The sequence below is a fragment of the Blautia sp. HA8986 genome (assembly GCF_056504635.1).
Genome location: NZ_JBWLUQ010000003.1, coordinates 405,383 through 418,673 on the forward strand (window position 1 = coordinate 405,383; position 13,291 = coordinate 418,673).

At 41.1% G+C, this 13,291-nt stretch carries 13 protein-coding genes; 11 read left to right on the forward strand and 2 right to left on the reverse strand.

Annotation, left to right across the window (positions count from 1 at the left end):
• Positions 1–138: 138 nt before the first annotated feature.
• The 10 genes from AC04Q4_RS16615 (at position 139) to AC04Q4_RS16660 (ending at position 10,445) form a co-directional block, all read left to right on the forward strand.
• Positions 139–1,506: an MATE family efflux transporter gene (locus tag AC04Q4_RS16615; protein ID WP_476389326.1), complete on the forward strand. Its 1,368-nt coding sequence runs from the start codon at positions 139–141 to the stop codon at positions 1,504–1,506.
• A gap of 13 nt (positions 1,507–1,519) precedes the next feature.
• Complete coding sequence (locus AC04Q4_RS16620; RefSeq protein ID WP_476389327.1) at positions 1,520–2,107, forward strand: cytidylate kinase family protein; 588 nt, start codon at positions 1,520–1,522, stop codon at positions 2,105–2,107.
• Between the two features lie 107 nt (positions 2,108–2,214).
• Positions 2,215–3,543 (forward strand): sedoheptulokinase, encoded by a 1,329-nt coding sequence (locus AC04Q4_RS16625; RefSeq protein WP_173739024.1) that lies wholly within the window; start codon positions 2,215–2,217, stop codon positions 3,541–3,543.
• A 44-nt stretch (positions 3,544–3,587) separates the two neighbouring features.
• Positions 3,588–4,121, forward strand: coding sequence for a YgjV family protein (locus tag AC04Q4_RS16630; RefSeq protein WP_173739023.1), 534 nt, complete (start codon positions 3,588–3,590; stop codon positions 4,119–4,121).
• Positions 4,122–4,345: 224 nt separating this feature from the next.
• Complete coding sequence (locus tag AC04Q4_RS16635; RefSeq protein ID WP_173739022.1) at positions 4,346–4,987, forward strand: class I SAM-dependent methyltransferase; 642 nt, start codon at positions 4,346–4,348, stop codon at positions 4,985–4,987.
• Between the two features lie 332 nt (positions 4,988–5,319).
• Entirely contained in the window at positions 5,320–5,625 is a 306-nt protein-coding gene (locus tag AC04Q4_RS16640) for a methyltransferase domain-containing protein (protein ID WP_476389328.1), read from the forward strand.
• Positions 5,626–5,682: 57 nt separating this feature from the next.
• Complete coding sequence (locus tag AC04Q4_RS16645) at positions 5,683–6,477, forward strand: alpha/beta fold hydrolase (RefSeq protein WP_195455403.1); 795 nt, start codon at positions 5,683–5,685, stop codon at positions 6,475–6,477.
• Positions 6,471–6,737 (forward strand): hypothetical protein, encoded by a 267-nt coding sequence (locus AC04Q4_RS16650; RefSeq protein ID WP_476389329.1) that lies wholly within the window; start codon positions 6,471–6,473, stop codon positions 6,735–6,737. Before AC04Q4_RS16645 ends, AC04Q4_RS16650 begins: the two co-directional genes overlap by 7 nt.
• 212 nt (positions 6,738–6,949) lie before the next feature.
• Positions 6,950–8,704 carry an ABC transporter ATP-binding protein gene (locus AC04Q4_RS16655; RefSeq protein ID WP_173757374.1) on the forward strand — a complete coding sequence of 585 codons (1,755 nt, stop codon included), beginning with the start codon at positions 6,950–6,952 and terminating at the stop codon, positions 8,702–8,704.
• Position 8,705: 1 nt separating this feature from the next.
• Positions 8,706–10,445, forward strand: a complete 1,740-nt coding sequence (locus AC04Q4_RS16660; RefSeq protein ID WP_476389330.1) for an ATP-binding cassette domain-containing protein — start codon at positions 8,706–8,708, stop codon at positions 10,443–10,445.
• A 134-nt stretch (positions 10,446–10,579) separates the two neighbouring features.
• Here AC04Q4_RS16660 and AC04Q4_RS16665 read toward each other — a convergent pair whose 3' ends face one another.
• Positions 10,580–11,899 (reverse strand): GHKL domain-containing protein, encoded by a 1,320-nt coding sequence (locus tag AC04Q4_RS16665; RefSeq protein ID WP_476389331.1) that lies wholly within the window; start codon positions 11,897–11,899, stop codon positions 10,580–10,582.
• 1 nt (position 11,900) lies between these two features.
• Positions 11,901–12,617: a response regulator gene (locus tag AC04Q4_RS16670; RefSeq protein WP_476389332.1), complete on the reverse strand. Its 717-nt coding sequence runs from the start codon at positions 12,615–12,617 to the stop codon at positions 11,901–11,903.
• Between the two features lie 293 nt (positions 12,618–12,910).
• On the opposite strand from AC04Q4_RS16670, the gene AC04Q4_RS16675 reads away from it, so the two are divergent.
• Positions 12,911–13,285 carry a response regulator gene (locus tag AC04Q4_RS16675; protein ID WP_476389333.1) on the forward strand — a complete coding sequence of 125 codons (375 nt, stop codon included), beginning with the start codon at positions 12,911–12,913 and terminating at the stop codon, positions 13,283–13,285.
• Positions 13,286–13,291 lie beyond the last annotated feature (6 nt).

A 13,291-nucleotide genomic window follows, 5' to 3' on the forward strand; every position in this document is an offset into this window, starting at 1 on the left:
CCAGTTTACCGGCTACTTGTTTTCATTTTGCAAAAATGAATATCGCCATGAAAAAGTGTGTAGCCTGTCAGCGTAAGTCCAGCTTATATGACAGGGTGCGCACTTTTTTTGTGCAGAAAAGAGAGGAGTTAAAACAAAATGGCGGAAAGCAACAGAATGAAGGATATGCCGGTGAATAAGCTGATGATTCAGATGGGAATCCCAATGATCTTATCCATGGCATTGCAGGCGGTCTATAACATTGTAGACAGTGCGTTTGTAGGAAATATGAGAGTGGGCAGTGAAGCGGCACTGAATGCTCTGACACTGGTATTTCCGGTGCAGATGCTTATGGTGGCAGTGGGGATTGGTACCGGTGTAGGGACCAATGCACTTCTTGCAAGGACACTGGGACAGGGAAACAGCAAAAAAGCTGCAAAGGTAGCAGGAAACAGTCTGTTTCTGGGAGTGATCATTTATGTGGTCTGCTTATTATTTGGTATCTTTGGGGTGAAAGCATATATTTCATCGCAGACAGCAAATGCAGAGGTACTTGAGATGGGAGTCAGCTATTTGAGAATATGCTGCGTGATATCTTTTGGTATTATTTTCTTTTCTCTATTTGAAAAGTTACTCCAGGCAACAGGCCGTTCTCTTTATTCTACAATTGGTCAGGTGGTCGGGGCGGTTGTGAATATCATCCTTGATCCGATCATGATCTATGGCATTGGACCTTGTCCCGAAATGGGAGTAAAAGGTGCGGCCTACGCAACGGTGATTGGTCAGGTAGCATCTGCAGTTTTATTGTTCATTTTCCATGTGAAGCTGAATAAGGAATTTGAGCATGGAGCGAAATACATGAAGCCGGATGCCGGCGTTATCAAAGAAATCTATGCCATCGGACTTCCGGCGATCATTGCACAGGCTTTGATGTCCATTATGGTTTATGTGATGAATCTGATCCTGAAGTTCAATCCGGCAGCACAGACAGCCTATGGATTATTTTATAAAGTTCAGCAGTTTGTACTGTTTCTTGCTTTTGGTCTGCGAGACGCGATCACTCCAATCATTGCATTTGCTTATGGAATGAGAAGCAAAAAGAGAATTCAGGATGGAATTAAATATGGGCTTATTTACACAATCGCATTAATGATTCTGGGAATTGCCATCACAGAGATTTTCCCTGGGGCATTTGCAACGCTGTTTAATGCAGGACAGTCAAGAGAATATTTTATCGGAGCAATGAGGATAATCTCAGTCAGCTTTCTGTTTGCAGGAATCAATATTGCTTATCAGGGCATTTATCAGGCATTGGATGGTGGCGTGGAATCGCTGGTTATTTCGCTTTTGAGACAGCTTATTATTATCCAGCCGTTGGTTGGAATTTTTTCGCTGTTTGTCAGAAATGGTCAGATTGGAGTTTCACTGATCTGGTGGGCATTTCCAATCACGGAAGTGATTGCGTGTCTGGTGGGATATGTATTTTTAAAGAAGATCAGAAAAAATAAAGTGGAAGCTTTGCGTTAAGGAGGAACTGGAAATGGCAAAAAGAATCATTACGATCAGCAGAGAGTTTGGAAGTGGTGGACGTTTTATTGGGGAAGAAATCGCAAAGAAGCTTGGAATTGCTTACTATGATAAAAATATCATCAGTCAGATTGCAGAAAAGTCCGGCCTGTCTCCGGAATATATTCAGGAAAATGCAGAATTATCTCCGAAAAAAGGTCTATTTGCATATGCATTTGCCGGACGTGACATTACAGGGAGATCAGTTGAGGATATGGTGTATCAGGCACAGAGAAAGGTTATTTTAGATTTGGTCAGGAAGGAGCCTTGTGTGATCATTGGAAGAAATGCAGATTATATTCTGAAAGACAGGGATGATATACTGAATGTATTTATCCACGGAGATATGCCAGAAAAAATACAGCGTATTAGTCAGTTATATCGTGTCACTGAACAGGAAGCTGTCAAAATGATGGCAGACACAGATAAAAGACGTATGACAAATTATAACTTTTATACGGATCAGAAATGGGGAAAAGCCAGTAATTATACGTTGTGCCTGAACAGCTCGCAGATTGGATATGACAGATGTGAAGCGATAATTATAGAGTGTGTGAAATAAAAATCTGCAGACAGGAAAAAAGATAGCATTAATCCTCAAACAATAATATAATCATCTCATAGGATAATATTTGCTCTGATAAAAATTACAGAAAAAGGCGGAAACAGATGATGAAGATCATGGGGATTGATATAGGCACAACAACAGTCAGTATCGTGATGGCAGATACAGAAACAGGAAAGCTGCTTGCAAGGGAAACAGTGGAGCATAATTCCTTTCTGCAGAGCAGTAAGCCAGAACAGAAGCTGCAGGATCCGGAACGGATCTATGAGATAGTCCGAGAGCTCCTTGCAAAGCTGCAGAAGGAGAATGGCTCACCGGACGGAATTGGATTTACAGGGCAGATGCATGGAATGTTGTATGTGGATGTTTGCGGCAAGGCAGTGAGTCCTCTCTATACCTGGCAGGATGGAAGCGGAGAGATTCCGCTGGAAAACGGAAAAACCTGTGCAGAGCTTTTGCAGGGAGTGGGTGCGGTGGCATCCGGATATGGTGTAGTGACACATTTTTATCTTCAGAAAAAAGATCAGATTCCGAAGGATGCTGTAAGGATGACGACGATCAGTGATTATATTGCCATGCGTCTGTGTGAAAATACTGTCCCCGTTATCGGACCTGACATGGCAGCAAGCTGGGGCTGCTTTGATCTGCGAAAACAGGAGTTTCTGTATGAAGCCCTGGAGCAGGCAGGTGTAGATACTTCTTATCTGCCGGAAGTAAGAACGGGACATTTTTTTGTCGGAGAAACCAGAGATGGTGTACCTGTAATGGGATCGATTGGTGATAATCAGGCGAGTCTGTTTGGTTCTGTCCGAAATCTTAAAGATACCGTGCTCCTGAATGTAGGAACCGGCAGCCAGGTTTCCTTTGTAACAGAGATGTTCATAGAATGCAGCGGCAGTGTGGAGCTTCGTCCCTGTACCGAAAGCAGCTATATCCTTGTGGGAGCTTCTCTGTGTGGTGGTCGTGCGTATGCGATGCTGGAACAGTTTTACAGAGAAGCAGCAGAAACTGAAGAAAGACTGTATTCCCAGATGCAGGAACAGGCAGAAAAATTTATTGAAAAATATGGAAAAGAAGCCGCATGGAAAGTAGACACGGCTTTTTCCGGGACAAGAAGTGATCCGTCTCATAGAGGCATGATCACAGGAATCGGTGTAGAGAATTTTCATCCTGGTGCACTGACGGTTGGTGTGATCCGTGGAATCCTCAATGAACTGCATGAGCAGTATGAGCAGATGTGTCAGCTCACCGGAAAAAAGGCTACCCACCTGGCTGGCTCCGGAAACGGAATTCGCCGGAATCCGCTGATGAGAAGACTGGCAGAAGAAATGTTCAAAATGCCGATGGAGGTCCCTGAATATGAAGAAGAGGCTGCATATGGAGCTGCACTTACTGCAGGAAAGTTAGTAAATATAGCCAAAGAGAATATGTAATAAAGTGGAAATAAAAGCAGAAATCAGATTTGCAAGAGGTAATAATGTCAATACGTTTTTTATTAATACAGGGAATAGGACTTTTTGGAACTGTTTTATTTTTCTTATCTTATCAGTGCAGAAACAATAAATCACTGTTCAGGGTTCAGTTTGTCTCCTATTTGTGTTATACAGTACATCTGTTATTGTTAGGAGCTGTAACCGGAGGGATAAGCTATATATTAAATACAGTGCGCTCATTCTGTCTGGGAAGTAAAAATGATTTTTTAAAGGGAAGAAGGATGTGCTGTGTACTTTGTATATTACAAGTAACAACGCTGATATTCACCTGGTCTGGATGGTGGGCACTGCTTCCGGTTATTGCAAACATTGCGGCAACGATAGGTGGATATACATACAATGCACGGAAAATCCGTATAGTCGGAATGCTGATCAATTCGCCACTGTGGATCATATATGATATTGCTGTTGGTTCCTGGGCAGGAATATTAGACGAGATAGTCAGTGAGGCTTCTATGCTGATATCTATTCTCCGATATGGATGGAAAAATATGGATTCTCCGGAGACTGAAGCATAATAAAATTGAGATAAAATCTGGTTGATAAACCAAGTAAAAGTGATATACTGAATGCTAAGAAAAGAAACCGTGCGAAATTACAGTTTTGTATTCGGACGGTTTTTTTGAAAGACACAGTTATATAAAACTAACATATGTGATGGAAATTTATCAGACAATGTAAAAGCACACTGATTTCTATGAAAATATTGATTTATGGTGCAGGGTGATTGGAGGAAAACAACATGAGAAACGAAGAATACAAAAAACTGTCAATTAACGAGTTTACAAAAGCAGCAGGAAGATATGAAAGTAACCATGCTGGTATTTACGAAATGTGCAAGAAGGATTATCCGGATATTCTGGAAGAATTAGAGAAGGAGCCATTTAGAAATTTATTGGATGCCGGCTGCGGACCGGCTCCGATGATTTCTTTATTAGCAGAAAAATATCCAGACCGACATTATACAGGTCTGGATCTGACTCCGGCCATGATTGAACAGGCAAAAAAGAAAAATATTTCAAATGCAACATTTGTTGTGGGAGACTGTGAGAACTTTCCTTTTGAAAACGATTCATTTGATGCAATTATTTGTTCTATGAGTTTCCATCATTATCCGAATCCGCAGGCATTTTTTGACAGTGTGAAAAGATGTCTTCGTTCAAATGGAAGATTGATCCTGCGGGATGTGACAAGTGACAATAAAGTATTGGTATGGCTGATGAATACATTGGAAATGCCTCTGGCAAATATATGCGGACACGGAGATGTCCGGGTTCCAACAAGAGATGTGGTTATGAAATGCTGCAGAAAAGCAGGGCTAAAAGTGGAAAAATTTGAAATCCGTAAAGGTATGAGGATGCATTGTGTTGTGAGAAAAGCCTGAAGGATATTACATTGACGATAGATTTGACATCAAGTGACTTTGTCTGGCAAGGATTTATGCAGGGCAATTATGGTATTCAAAACAACAGGAAATAAATTAAATTTGGAGGGTAATATGGCAGACAAAATACAAAATGCTTATGAAACATCAAAAAATATATATGACGATGTTCTTACTTAAGGGAATATTTTCAGTAAACTGTATATTAAGTTATTTTGGAGTGGTACTGATGATAATGATATAGCACGAAAAGTTTTAGCATATATTCCTGATGACTTTTCAGGAAATCTTCTTGATGTTCCGGTTGGAACTGCTGTATTTACGGAAAACAAATGGAGAATGAATCTGTTGATACCGTTGTCAGCATGAATGGTTTTCATGCATTTCCTGATAAGCAAAAAGCATTTCATGAAATATGGCGTGTTTTGAAACCGGGCGGCAATCTCATTGCCTGCTTTTATATCAAGGGAAAATCGAAACGGACAGACTGGCTGGTAAAAAACATTCTTGCAAAGAAAGGGTGGTTTTCCCCGCCGTTCCAGACGGAAGAAGAACTAAAAGATATTCTTCAGAAACTATATAAAGAAAACGATATCCACGTTGACGGTTCGATGGCATATTTTCACTGTGTAAAGTAATGCAGATTTTATGAGTTAAGCTTTTGATACTACCGAAAAGCCTAAAGGAGGCCAGCTATGAAATTTTATGAAAGTGGAGATAATCGTAAACCAGTAATATTTTTATTTCCCGGTACCTGTTGCCTGTATAGCAGCTTTGACCATGTACTGGCAGGGTTACATTCTTATTTTTATACGGTAACAGTTTCTTATGATGGATTTGATCCAAATGAGAAAACAGAATTTTGTTCAATGGAAGATGAATGTGAAAAAATTGAGCAGGAAATTAGGAAAAAGTATGGTGGAAAAATTAAAGCAGCGTATGGGTGTTCTCTTGGAGGAAGTTTTGTATCCCTTCTGATTCAGCGAAAAAGAATTCATATAGATCATGGAATCATTGGGAGTAGTGATATGGATGAAGCCGGTTCGTTTATGGCAAAGATCCAGTCATCTATCATTGTGCCGATTATGTATAAAATGGTATCCACGGGTAAATTACCTAAATTTATGCAAAAGAAAATAAATAAAGCAGATGGATCAAAAAAGAAACTGATTGATGGATTTTTAAATATGTTCGGTATTGACAAGGGAGGAAGTCCATGGATTACGAAACAGAGTATTTATAATCAGTTCTATTCTGATCTGGTTACGAAAGTCCAGCATGGAATTGATGTGCCGGGAACAACAATCCACGTGTTTTACGCAACAAAGATGGGTGAAAAATACGAAAAGAGATATTATACTTATTTCAAAAATCCGGATATTCGGAGGCACAACATGCAGCATGAAGAACTGTTTTGCTGCCATAGTGCAGAGTGGGTGGAAGAAGTAAGGAAATCAATCTGGTTGGGGGAAGGAAAGAGCTTATGTTGATTAAAAAAAGACATTTTGATGTGGGAACAGATGGATTTTATGGTGCATACTGGAAATGTAAAAAAGACTCAGATTGTGCAATGATTGCCATGATTGGGGATGATCCAGAGGATTATCTGGCGCGTACATCCGTGAAATGGTTACATAAACTCGGTGTGAATGTGATGACAATGTCACCTGGAAAAAAGGATTATGGACATCATAATTATCCGCTGGAACGTATAGAGAAACCCATTTCGTTTTTCCGAAGGGTATGTTAAAGATAATGCTCCCGGTTGGCTCTGGAATCTTCATGAAACTGGCATTTCTGAATAGGTTATGCGTGTTGCAGGTTCTGGATTTCTGAATAAAGTTAAGACAGGATAATAATATCAGGTGGTTGCTGCCAGTAAGCCACCTATTTTATCATACAATAGTTAACACAAACTAACATAAAACAAAACAATAAAACGAAAGTAAGGAGTGAACAGATGTGAAAGAAAAGAAGAAGTCGGCAGTTAGCTGGATCCTGACGTGGGCAGGACAAAAAAGAATTGCCTATGTGTGGAGTGTGCTACTTGCAACAGGAAATGTGATCTTTAAGATTTTTCCGTATTTTATCATTGCAGATGTGGTAAAGCTGTTTTTAAATGGTGAAAAGGAGTTTGAAACATATCTGGTGAAAGCGGTTCTGATCGCACTGTCGTTTATCATTGCAGAACTGTTGCATTCACTATCGACAGCATTGTCACATAAAGCAACGTTTGCGGTACTTGCAAATATAAGAAAAGCCTGCTGCGATAAGCTGGCGCGGGTGCCGCTTGGTTATGTGAAGGATACCCCCTCTGGTACATTTAAGAATATCATGGTGGAAAGAATCGACAGTATCGAGACAACACTGGCACATATTGTCCCTGAATTTACCTCAAATCTGCTGGCACCTGTTATTATCCTGATTTATTTCTTCCTGACAGACTGGAGACTGGCACTCTGGTCATTGGTGCCGGTTGTAGTGGGATTTCTTTCTTATTTTGGCATGATGATTGATTATAAGCCAAGTTTCGAGAGAACGGTTCAGACAACAAAAGATCTGAATGATGCGGCAGTGGAGTATATTGACGGAATCGAAGTGATCAAGGCATTTGGAAAGACGGAAAGCTCTTATGCTAAATTTACAAAGGCGGCTTTTGCTTATGCGGATTCCTTTATTTCCTGGATGAAACGATGCTCGATCTTTCATGGACTGATGATGGTGGTCACACCTTATACGCTTCTTACGGTATTGCCGTTTGGAGCACATTATGTAGCGAATGGAACACTTGTGGTTTCTGATTTTGTCATATGTATTATTTTATCACTTGGAATCGTTGGACCGTTGATCACAGTGGGATCCTATACAGATGATCTGGGTAAGATCGGAGTGATCGTTGACGAAGTGGCCGGAATTTTGGAACAGCCGGAGCTTGAACGTCCAGAGAAAAGTGAACGTGTTCCAAAAGATAATTCTGTTACACTTGAAAATGTCAGATTTGGTTATCACGATAAAGAGATCCTGCATGGAGTAAATATGGAATTACAAGCAGGAACGGTAAATGCAATTGTGGGACCTTCTGGAAGTGGTAAGTCGACCATTGCAAAGCTGATCGCGTCTCTTTGGGATGTGGATTCCGGAAGTATCAAAATCGGCGGAGTTGATGTAAAAGAAATGGCATTTTCAGATTTTAACCGGAAAATTGCATATGTTGCACAGGACAATTATCTGTTTAATGAAACGGTCCGTGAAAATATCAGACAGGGTAACCCGAAGGCTACAGATGAACAGATCGTTGAGGTGACAAAGAAAAGCGGATGTTATGAATTTATCATGCAGCTTGAGAATGGATTTGATACGGTTGTCGGAGGTGCAGGAGGACATCTGTCAGGAGGCGAGAGACAGCGTATCTCAATTGCAAGAGCGATGTTAAAGGATGCTCCGATCGTGATCCTTGATGAGGCCACTGCTTACACAGATCCGGAAAACGAGGCAATCCTGCAGAATTCTATTGCAAAACTGGTAGCAGGGAAGACCCTGATCGTGATAGCGCACAGGCTTTCTACCGTTAAGGACAGTGACCAGATCTTTGTTGTAAATGATGGAAATGCAACAGCACATGGCACACATGAGGAACTTCTGGTGTCATGCCCGCTTTATAAGGAAATGTGGAATGCCCATATTTCTGTAAAAGATACTGTGAAGGAGGGCGAATGATATGTTTGGGATTCTGGCAAAATTCTTTCGTTTTTCAGGCAAAGAAAATGGAAATAAATTTAAACTGTCCATGGTGATCGGACTCATAGAGGCTCTTGCTTCAGCAATGAAGATTCCGGCCATTATGTACATATTGATCGGTCTGCTGAGTGGAAAACCGATAGGGGAATATATTGGCGGTTCCATTGCGATTATGGTCCTTGCAATCGTAGTCGATGTAATCTGTAAGAGATATTCAACTGTGCTTCAGACAGAAGGCGGATATAACGCAAGTGCTTTTATGAGGATCAAGATTGCAGAGCATCTGCGCTATCTGCCGATGGGATATTTTAATGCTAACAGTATCGGAGAAATTTCTTCTGTTACTACCAATACAATGGAAATACTTGGCGATGTGGCTGCGAGAGTGGTCATGCTGACCATGCAGGGAATCCTGGAAACATCAATGATCATTCTTATGCTGTTTCTTTTTGACTGGAGAATCGGACTGATGGCTGCAGCAGGAGTACTTGTTTTCTTTGGTGTCAATTCTGTAATGCAGAATGCAGGGAAAAATGATTCAGAGCAAAAAGTGGTATGTGATACAGAGCTTGTAAACCAGATCATGGAGTATCTGCAGGGAATATCAGAAGTAAAATCATACAATCTGCTTGGGAAACAGGCGAAAAGATTAAATGATGCAAATGAAGCATGCGAAAAGATCAATACAAAGATGGAGATGCTGTTTGTTCCTTATCATTTCCTGCAAAGTGTGATAACAAAAATCACAGGTGCTGTGATCGTGGCATGCAGTGCATATTTTTATATCAATGGAACCATGAGTGCAGTCTATGCGATCGGTATGACAATCTCGGCATTTATGCTTTATTCCAGCCTGGAATGTGCAGGAAATTATTCATCCCTTTTACATGTGGTAAGCGTATGTGTAGATAAGGCAAATGCAATACTGGAGTTGGACACCATGGATATCGATGGTAAAGAGATCCAGCCGGAAAATTACGATATCAGACTTTCTAACGTTTCGTTTTCCTATGACAAACGGAAGATTATTGATGATGTATCGCTCTCTATCCCACAGAAAACGACGACAGCAATCGTTGGACCATCTGGTGGAGGAAAATCAACGCTTTGCAATCTGATTGCCAGGTTCTGGGATGTGGATTCCGGAGAAGTGACGCTTGGAGGTGTGAATGTAAAAGACTACAGCATGAACAGTCTGATGAGTAATTTTTCATTTGTATTTCAGTCGGTGTATTTATTTGCAGATACCATTGAGAATAATATTAAATTCGGACGTCAGGATGCAAGCCATGAGGAAGTGGTGGAAGCGGCAAAGAAAGCGTGCTGTCATGATTTTATCAGCAAACTTCCGGATGGATATGACACAGTGATCGGAGAAGGCGGAGCCACACTTTCCGGTGGTGAGAAACAGCGTATTTCGATTGCCAGAGCAATCATGAAGGATGCACCGATCGTTATATTAGATGAGGCAACGGCCAATGTTGATCCGGAGAATGAAAAGGATCTGATGAATGCGGTAGATGCACTTACAAAGGAAAAAACGATTATTATGATTGCCCACAGATTAAAAACAGTCAGACATGCAGACCAGATTGTGGTTGTTGACAAAGGAAGAATTGTTCAGCAGGGAACACATGAGCAGCTAATGAAGCAGGAAGGTATTTATAAGAGATTTGTGGATGCAAGGCAGCAGGCGGTAAGCTGGAAACTGGCGCACTGAGAAATAATCCACAGTTGGTGAATATTAGAATTGATTTATCTGAAAGAGGCTTAATTTAATAAAAGAACATGAATGAGGGAATAATCTTATAAAGCGCGGCAGTCGTGGATGCTCCGGGTATAATCAGTAACTGATTATATCCGGAGCATTATTTTGGCAGAGAAAATACCATCTTTATAGGTAAAGTCACAGGCACCGCCGTTTTTGTCGGTAATGTGGCGGACGGATTCGATTCCTATGCCGTTTCCGGAGCGCTTGGAGGATTGGAAAATATTGTTTTTTTGCTGTATTTTGCCATCGAAGGTATTCTCCACATGAATCAGAAGCAGATGATTATGGTGAGGATAAACCTCCACATTAATCTTTCTGCGGGCGGGCTCTGTTTTTACACTTGCCTGGATGGCATTTTCCAGCAGGTTGGAAAACACAAGGCACAGATTAATCTCATCTATGGAAAGATCAGCAGGCAGGGAAACCAGTGCATGAAAAGGAATGCTTTCTCTTTTGGCAAGGGTGGAATAATATCCGAAAACACTGTCAACAGCCTGATTTTCACAGAAATGGAGGTTATAGTCAGAGATTTTTCCGGTTGCAGCGGACAGATATTTTTTGATCTTTTCCATGTCACCCTGCTCTGCCAGAGAGGACAGTTGGACAAAATGATGGCGGATATCATGACGGGCCTGTCTTGCTTCTTCAATGGCCATGCAGAGATTCTCGTATCTTTCCTGCTGAAGAGAAAGAAAATGGTTCTCCTGCTGAAGTCTGGCATTTCTGTTCAGGCTGACCGCCATCATGAGAAACATGACATAAAACAGGAGCAGGATTATGAGCAGTACAAGACTTAAAACAATATAACACTGCAGGACTCGTCCGGTATATAAAGTACTGCGGTATTTAGGGATCATAAAAAGATTCACTCCGACAAAGATTACCGGAAGAATCCAAAATACGTACCAGGTCTGGGCAAAGTTCTCGTTTGTGACCATTGTTTGTACACAGTGGCGGGCAGGATACCAGGCTGCCAGAACAAAAAGCAGACAGATCATGTTATAGAAAATCCCGGCACCGGTGTGAAACCACAGTTCATTTTCTGTAATATGCAGGTCAGCAGTTATAAGTGCATTGAATGCCCGGGACAGGCTGTTGACACATGCAAAAACTGCGAAAACTGCCAGAAAAATACTGACTGATTTCCAGGCAGAGGTTTTCAGCGTTTTATGATAAATGAACATAATGACAGGCAGTATAGGAAACAGAATCCATCTGGTGGGAACTTGCAGGATACAGCAAACCACTCCTCCCAAAATACAGACTCCCAGAAGAAGAGGAAGAAGCCATGCTGTCAGCTTAAGCGGTGTCTCTCTCAGATAGCTTTTTACAGGCAGATATGCCAGCAGTATGCCGGGAATGATTACGGAAAGTTCAAGTATAGGGCGAAGTATGTCAGTCATTTCAGGACCTCCTTTGGAACAGAAATTCCATAAATGTCTGTCTGGCGTTTTTGAGAAGCTTCCTGCTTACCGGGACATTGCTTCCGTTATCAAGGCGAAAGCCTGTTCCGTCAAAATCAACGGCATGCTCCAGATTGATCACAACGCCACGGTTACACTGATAGAAACGTGAGTCCATTTTCAGGGAGGTTATGAAGGAATCAAAGGACTGACGGGTGACCAGTTCCCTTTCACCGGCAGTGTGAATGTGGATCATATGGGAAAAATGCTCTGCGTAGATTATTTTCCGGAAGGGAATCTGAATATTACTGCCGTTTACCTTTACATCTATGTATTTCCCCGAATCCGGGATACGGGAAAGGATTTCATCTGCCAGTGAGGAAATATCATTTTCACTGTAGGGCTTTACAAGATAGTGCAGAGCCCGGACCTCAAATCCCTCTAAAGCATGGTCAGTGGAAGTTGTTGTAAAGATCAGCAGACAGTCAGTATCTGATCTGCGAAGTTCTTTTGCTGTATCAATTCCGTTAGATCCATTCATATAAATATCCAGAAACACTACAGTGAAAGGACATTCCTTCGCAGCAGTGAGGAAAGCTTCTCCATTTTCATATTCAAATATATCTGTATGGACATTGCGCCTGGAAAACTGAGATTCCAGTCTGTTGTGAAGCAGTGTCCGTTCTTCTGAAATATCATCAACAATTGCAATTCTCATAGTAAATCTTCCTTTGTTTATATGTTTATAAAATTCCGCCTGCGGAGACTTTTTGTTGCTGTTCATTCTGTTTTCAGTAACACTTTTTCATCTGTGCAATCGAATTTGCAGACAAGCAGGTGGTATAGTTATTTCAAATATGCTCTGGTAACAGTATATCACAAAACAATACCATAGATTTACAATTCGTGTCATTTTTTGCCGTTTCGTGACAGAATTATTGAAAAAATATCTGATTTTTTTATAATGAGAATAACAAATGGGAGTACATCAAATGGAAGAGGAGGGATGTCGTGTATTGTATTGCCATATTGACTGATCAGGAACAGGAAGGACAGAACTGTGCGGAATATATCAGGAATTACTGTACAGAAAAGAAAGTTTTTCCATTGATTGAAATCTATCAGAATCAGGAACAATTTTTTGCACGGATATTGAAAACAGTACCGACAGTGGTGTTTCTCGCATTACCGGATGTGTCTGGCCTGAATGCAGCAGAACATCTCCGTTCCCTGTATCCGAAATGTGGAATCAGCTGGTGCAGTGATCTTGATTTTTCGCTTCATGCGTTCAGGCTTCGGATAGAATATTTTTTTATGAAACCTGTGGAAGAGCAGAAAATAAAAGAAGGTCTCTCCATCTGGTTTGAACGTAAAAATGTAATATGACAAAAA

What these genes read in the sequence shown, in the direction of transcription:
- AC04Q4_RS16620 (WP_476389327.1), top strand. Translation starts at nt 1,520, where the DNA reads ATGGCAAAAAGAATCATTACGATCAGCAGAGAGTTTGGAAGTGGTGGA.
- AC04Q4_RS16625 (WP_173739024.1), top strand. Translation starts at nt 2,215, where the DNA reads ATGATGAAGATCATGGGGATTGATATAGGCACAACAACAGTCAGTATC.
- AC04Q4_RS16640 (WP_476389328.1), top strand. Translation starts at nt 5,320, where the DNA reads ATGGAGAATGAATCTGTTGATACCGTTGTCAGCATGAATGGTTTTCAT.
- AC04Q4_RS16615 (WP_476389326.1), top strand. Translation starts at nt 139, where the DNA reads ATGGCGGAAAGCAACAGAATGAAGGATATGCCGGTGAATAAGCTGATG.
- AC04Q4_RS16650 (WP_476389329.1), top strand. Translation starts at nt 6,471, where the DNA reads ATGTTGATTAAAAAAAGACATTTTGATGTGGGAACAGATGGATTTTAT.
- AC04Q4_RS16630 (WP_173739023.1), top strand. Translation starts at nt 3,588, where the DNA reads ATGTCAATACGTTTTTTATTAATACAGGGAATAGGACTTTTTGGAACT.
- AC04Q4_RS16665 (WP_476389331.1), bottom strand. Translation starts at nt 11,899, where the DNA reads ATGACTGACATACTTCGCCCTATACTTGAACTTTCCGTAATCATTCCC.
- AC04Q4_RS16635 (WP_173739022.1), top strand. Translation starts at nt 4,346, where the DNA reads ATGAGAAACGAAGAATACAAAAAACTGTCAATTAACGAGTTTACAAAA.
- AC04Q4_RS16645 (WP_195455403.1), top strand. Translation starts at nt 5,683, where the DNA reads ATGAAATTTTATGAAAGTGGAGATAATCGTAAACCAGTAATATTTTTA.
- AC04Q4_RS16670 (WP_476389332.1), bottom strand. Translation starts at nt 12,617, where the DNA reads ATGAGAATTGCAATTGTTGATGATATTTCAGAAGAACGGACACTGCTT.
- AC04Q4_RS16660 (WP_476389330.1), top strand. Translation starts at nt 8,706, where the DNA reads ATGTTTGGGATTCTGGCAAAATTCTTTCGTTTTTCAGGCAAAGAAAAT.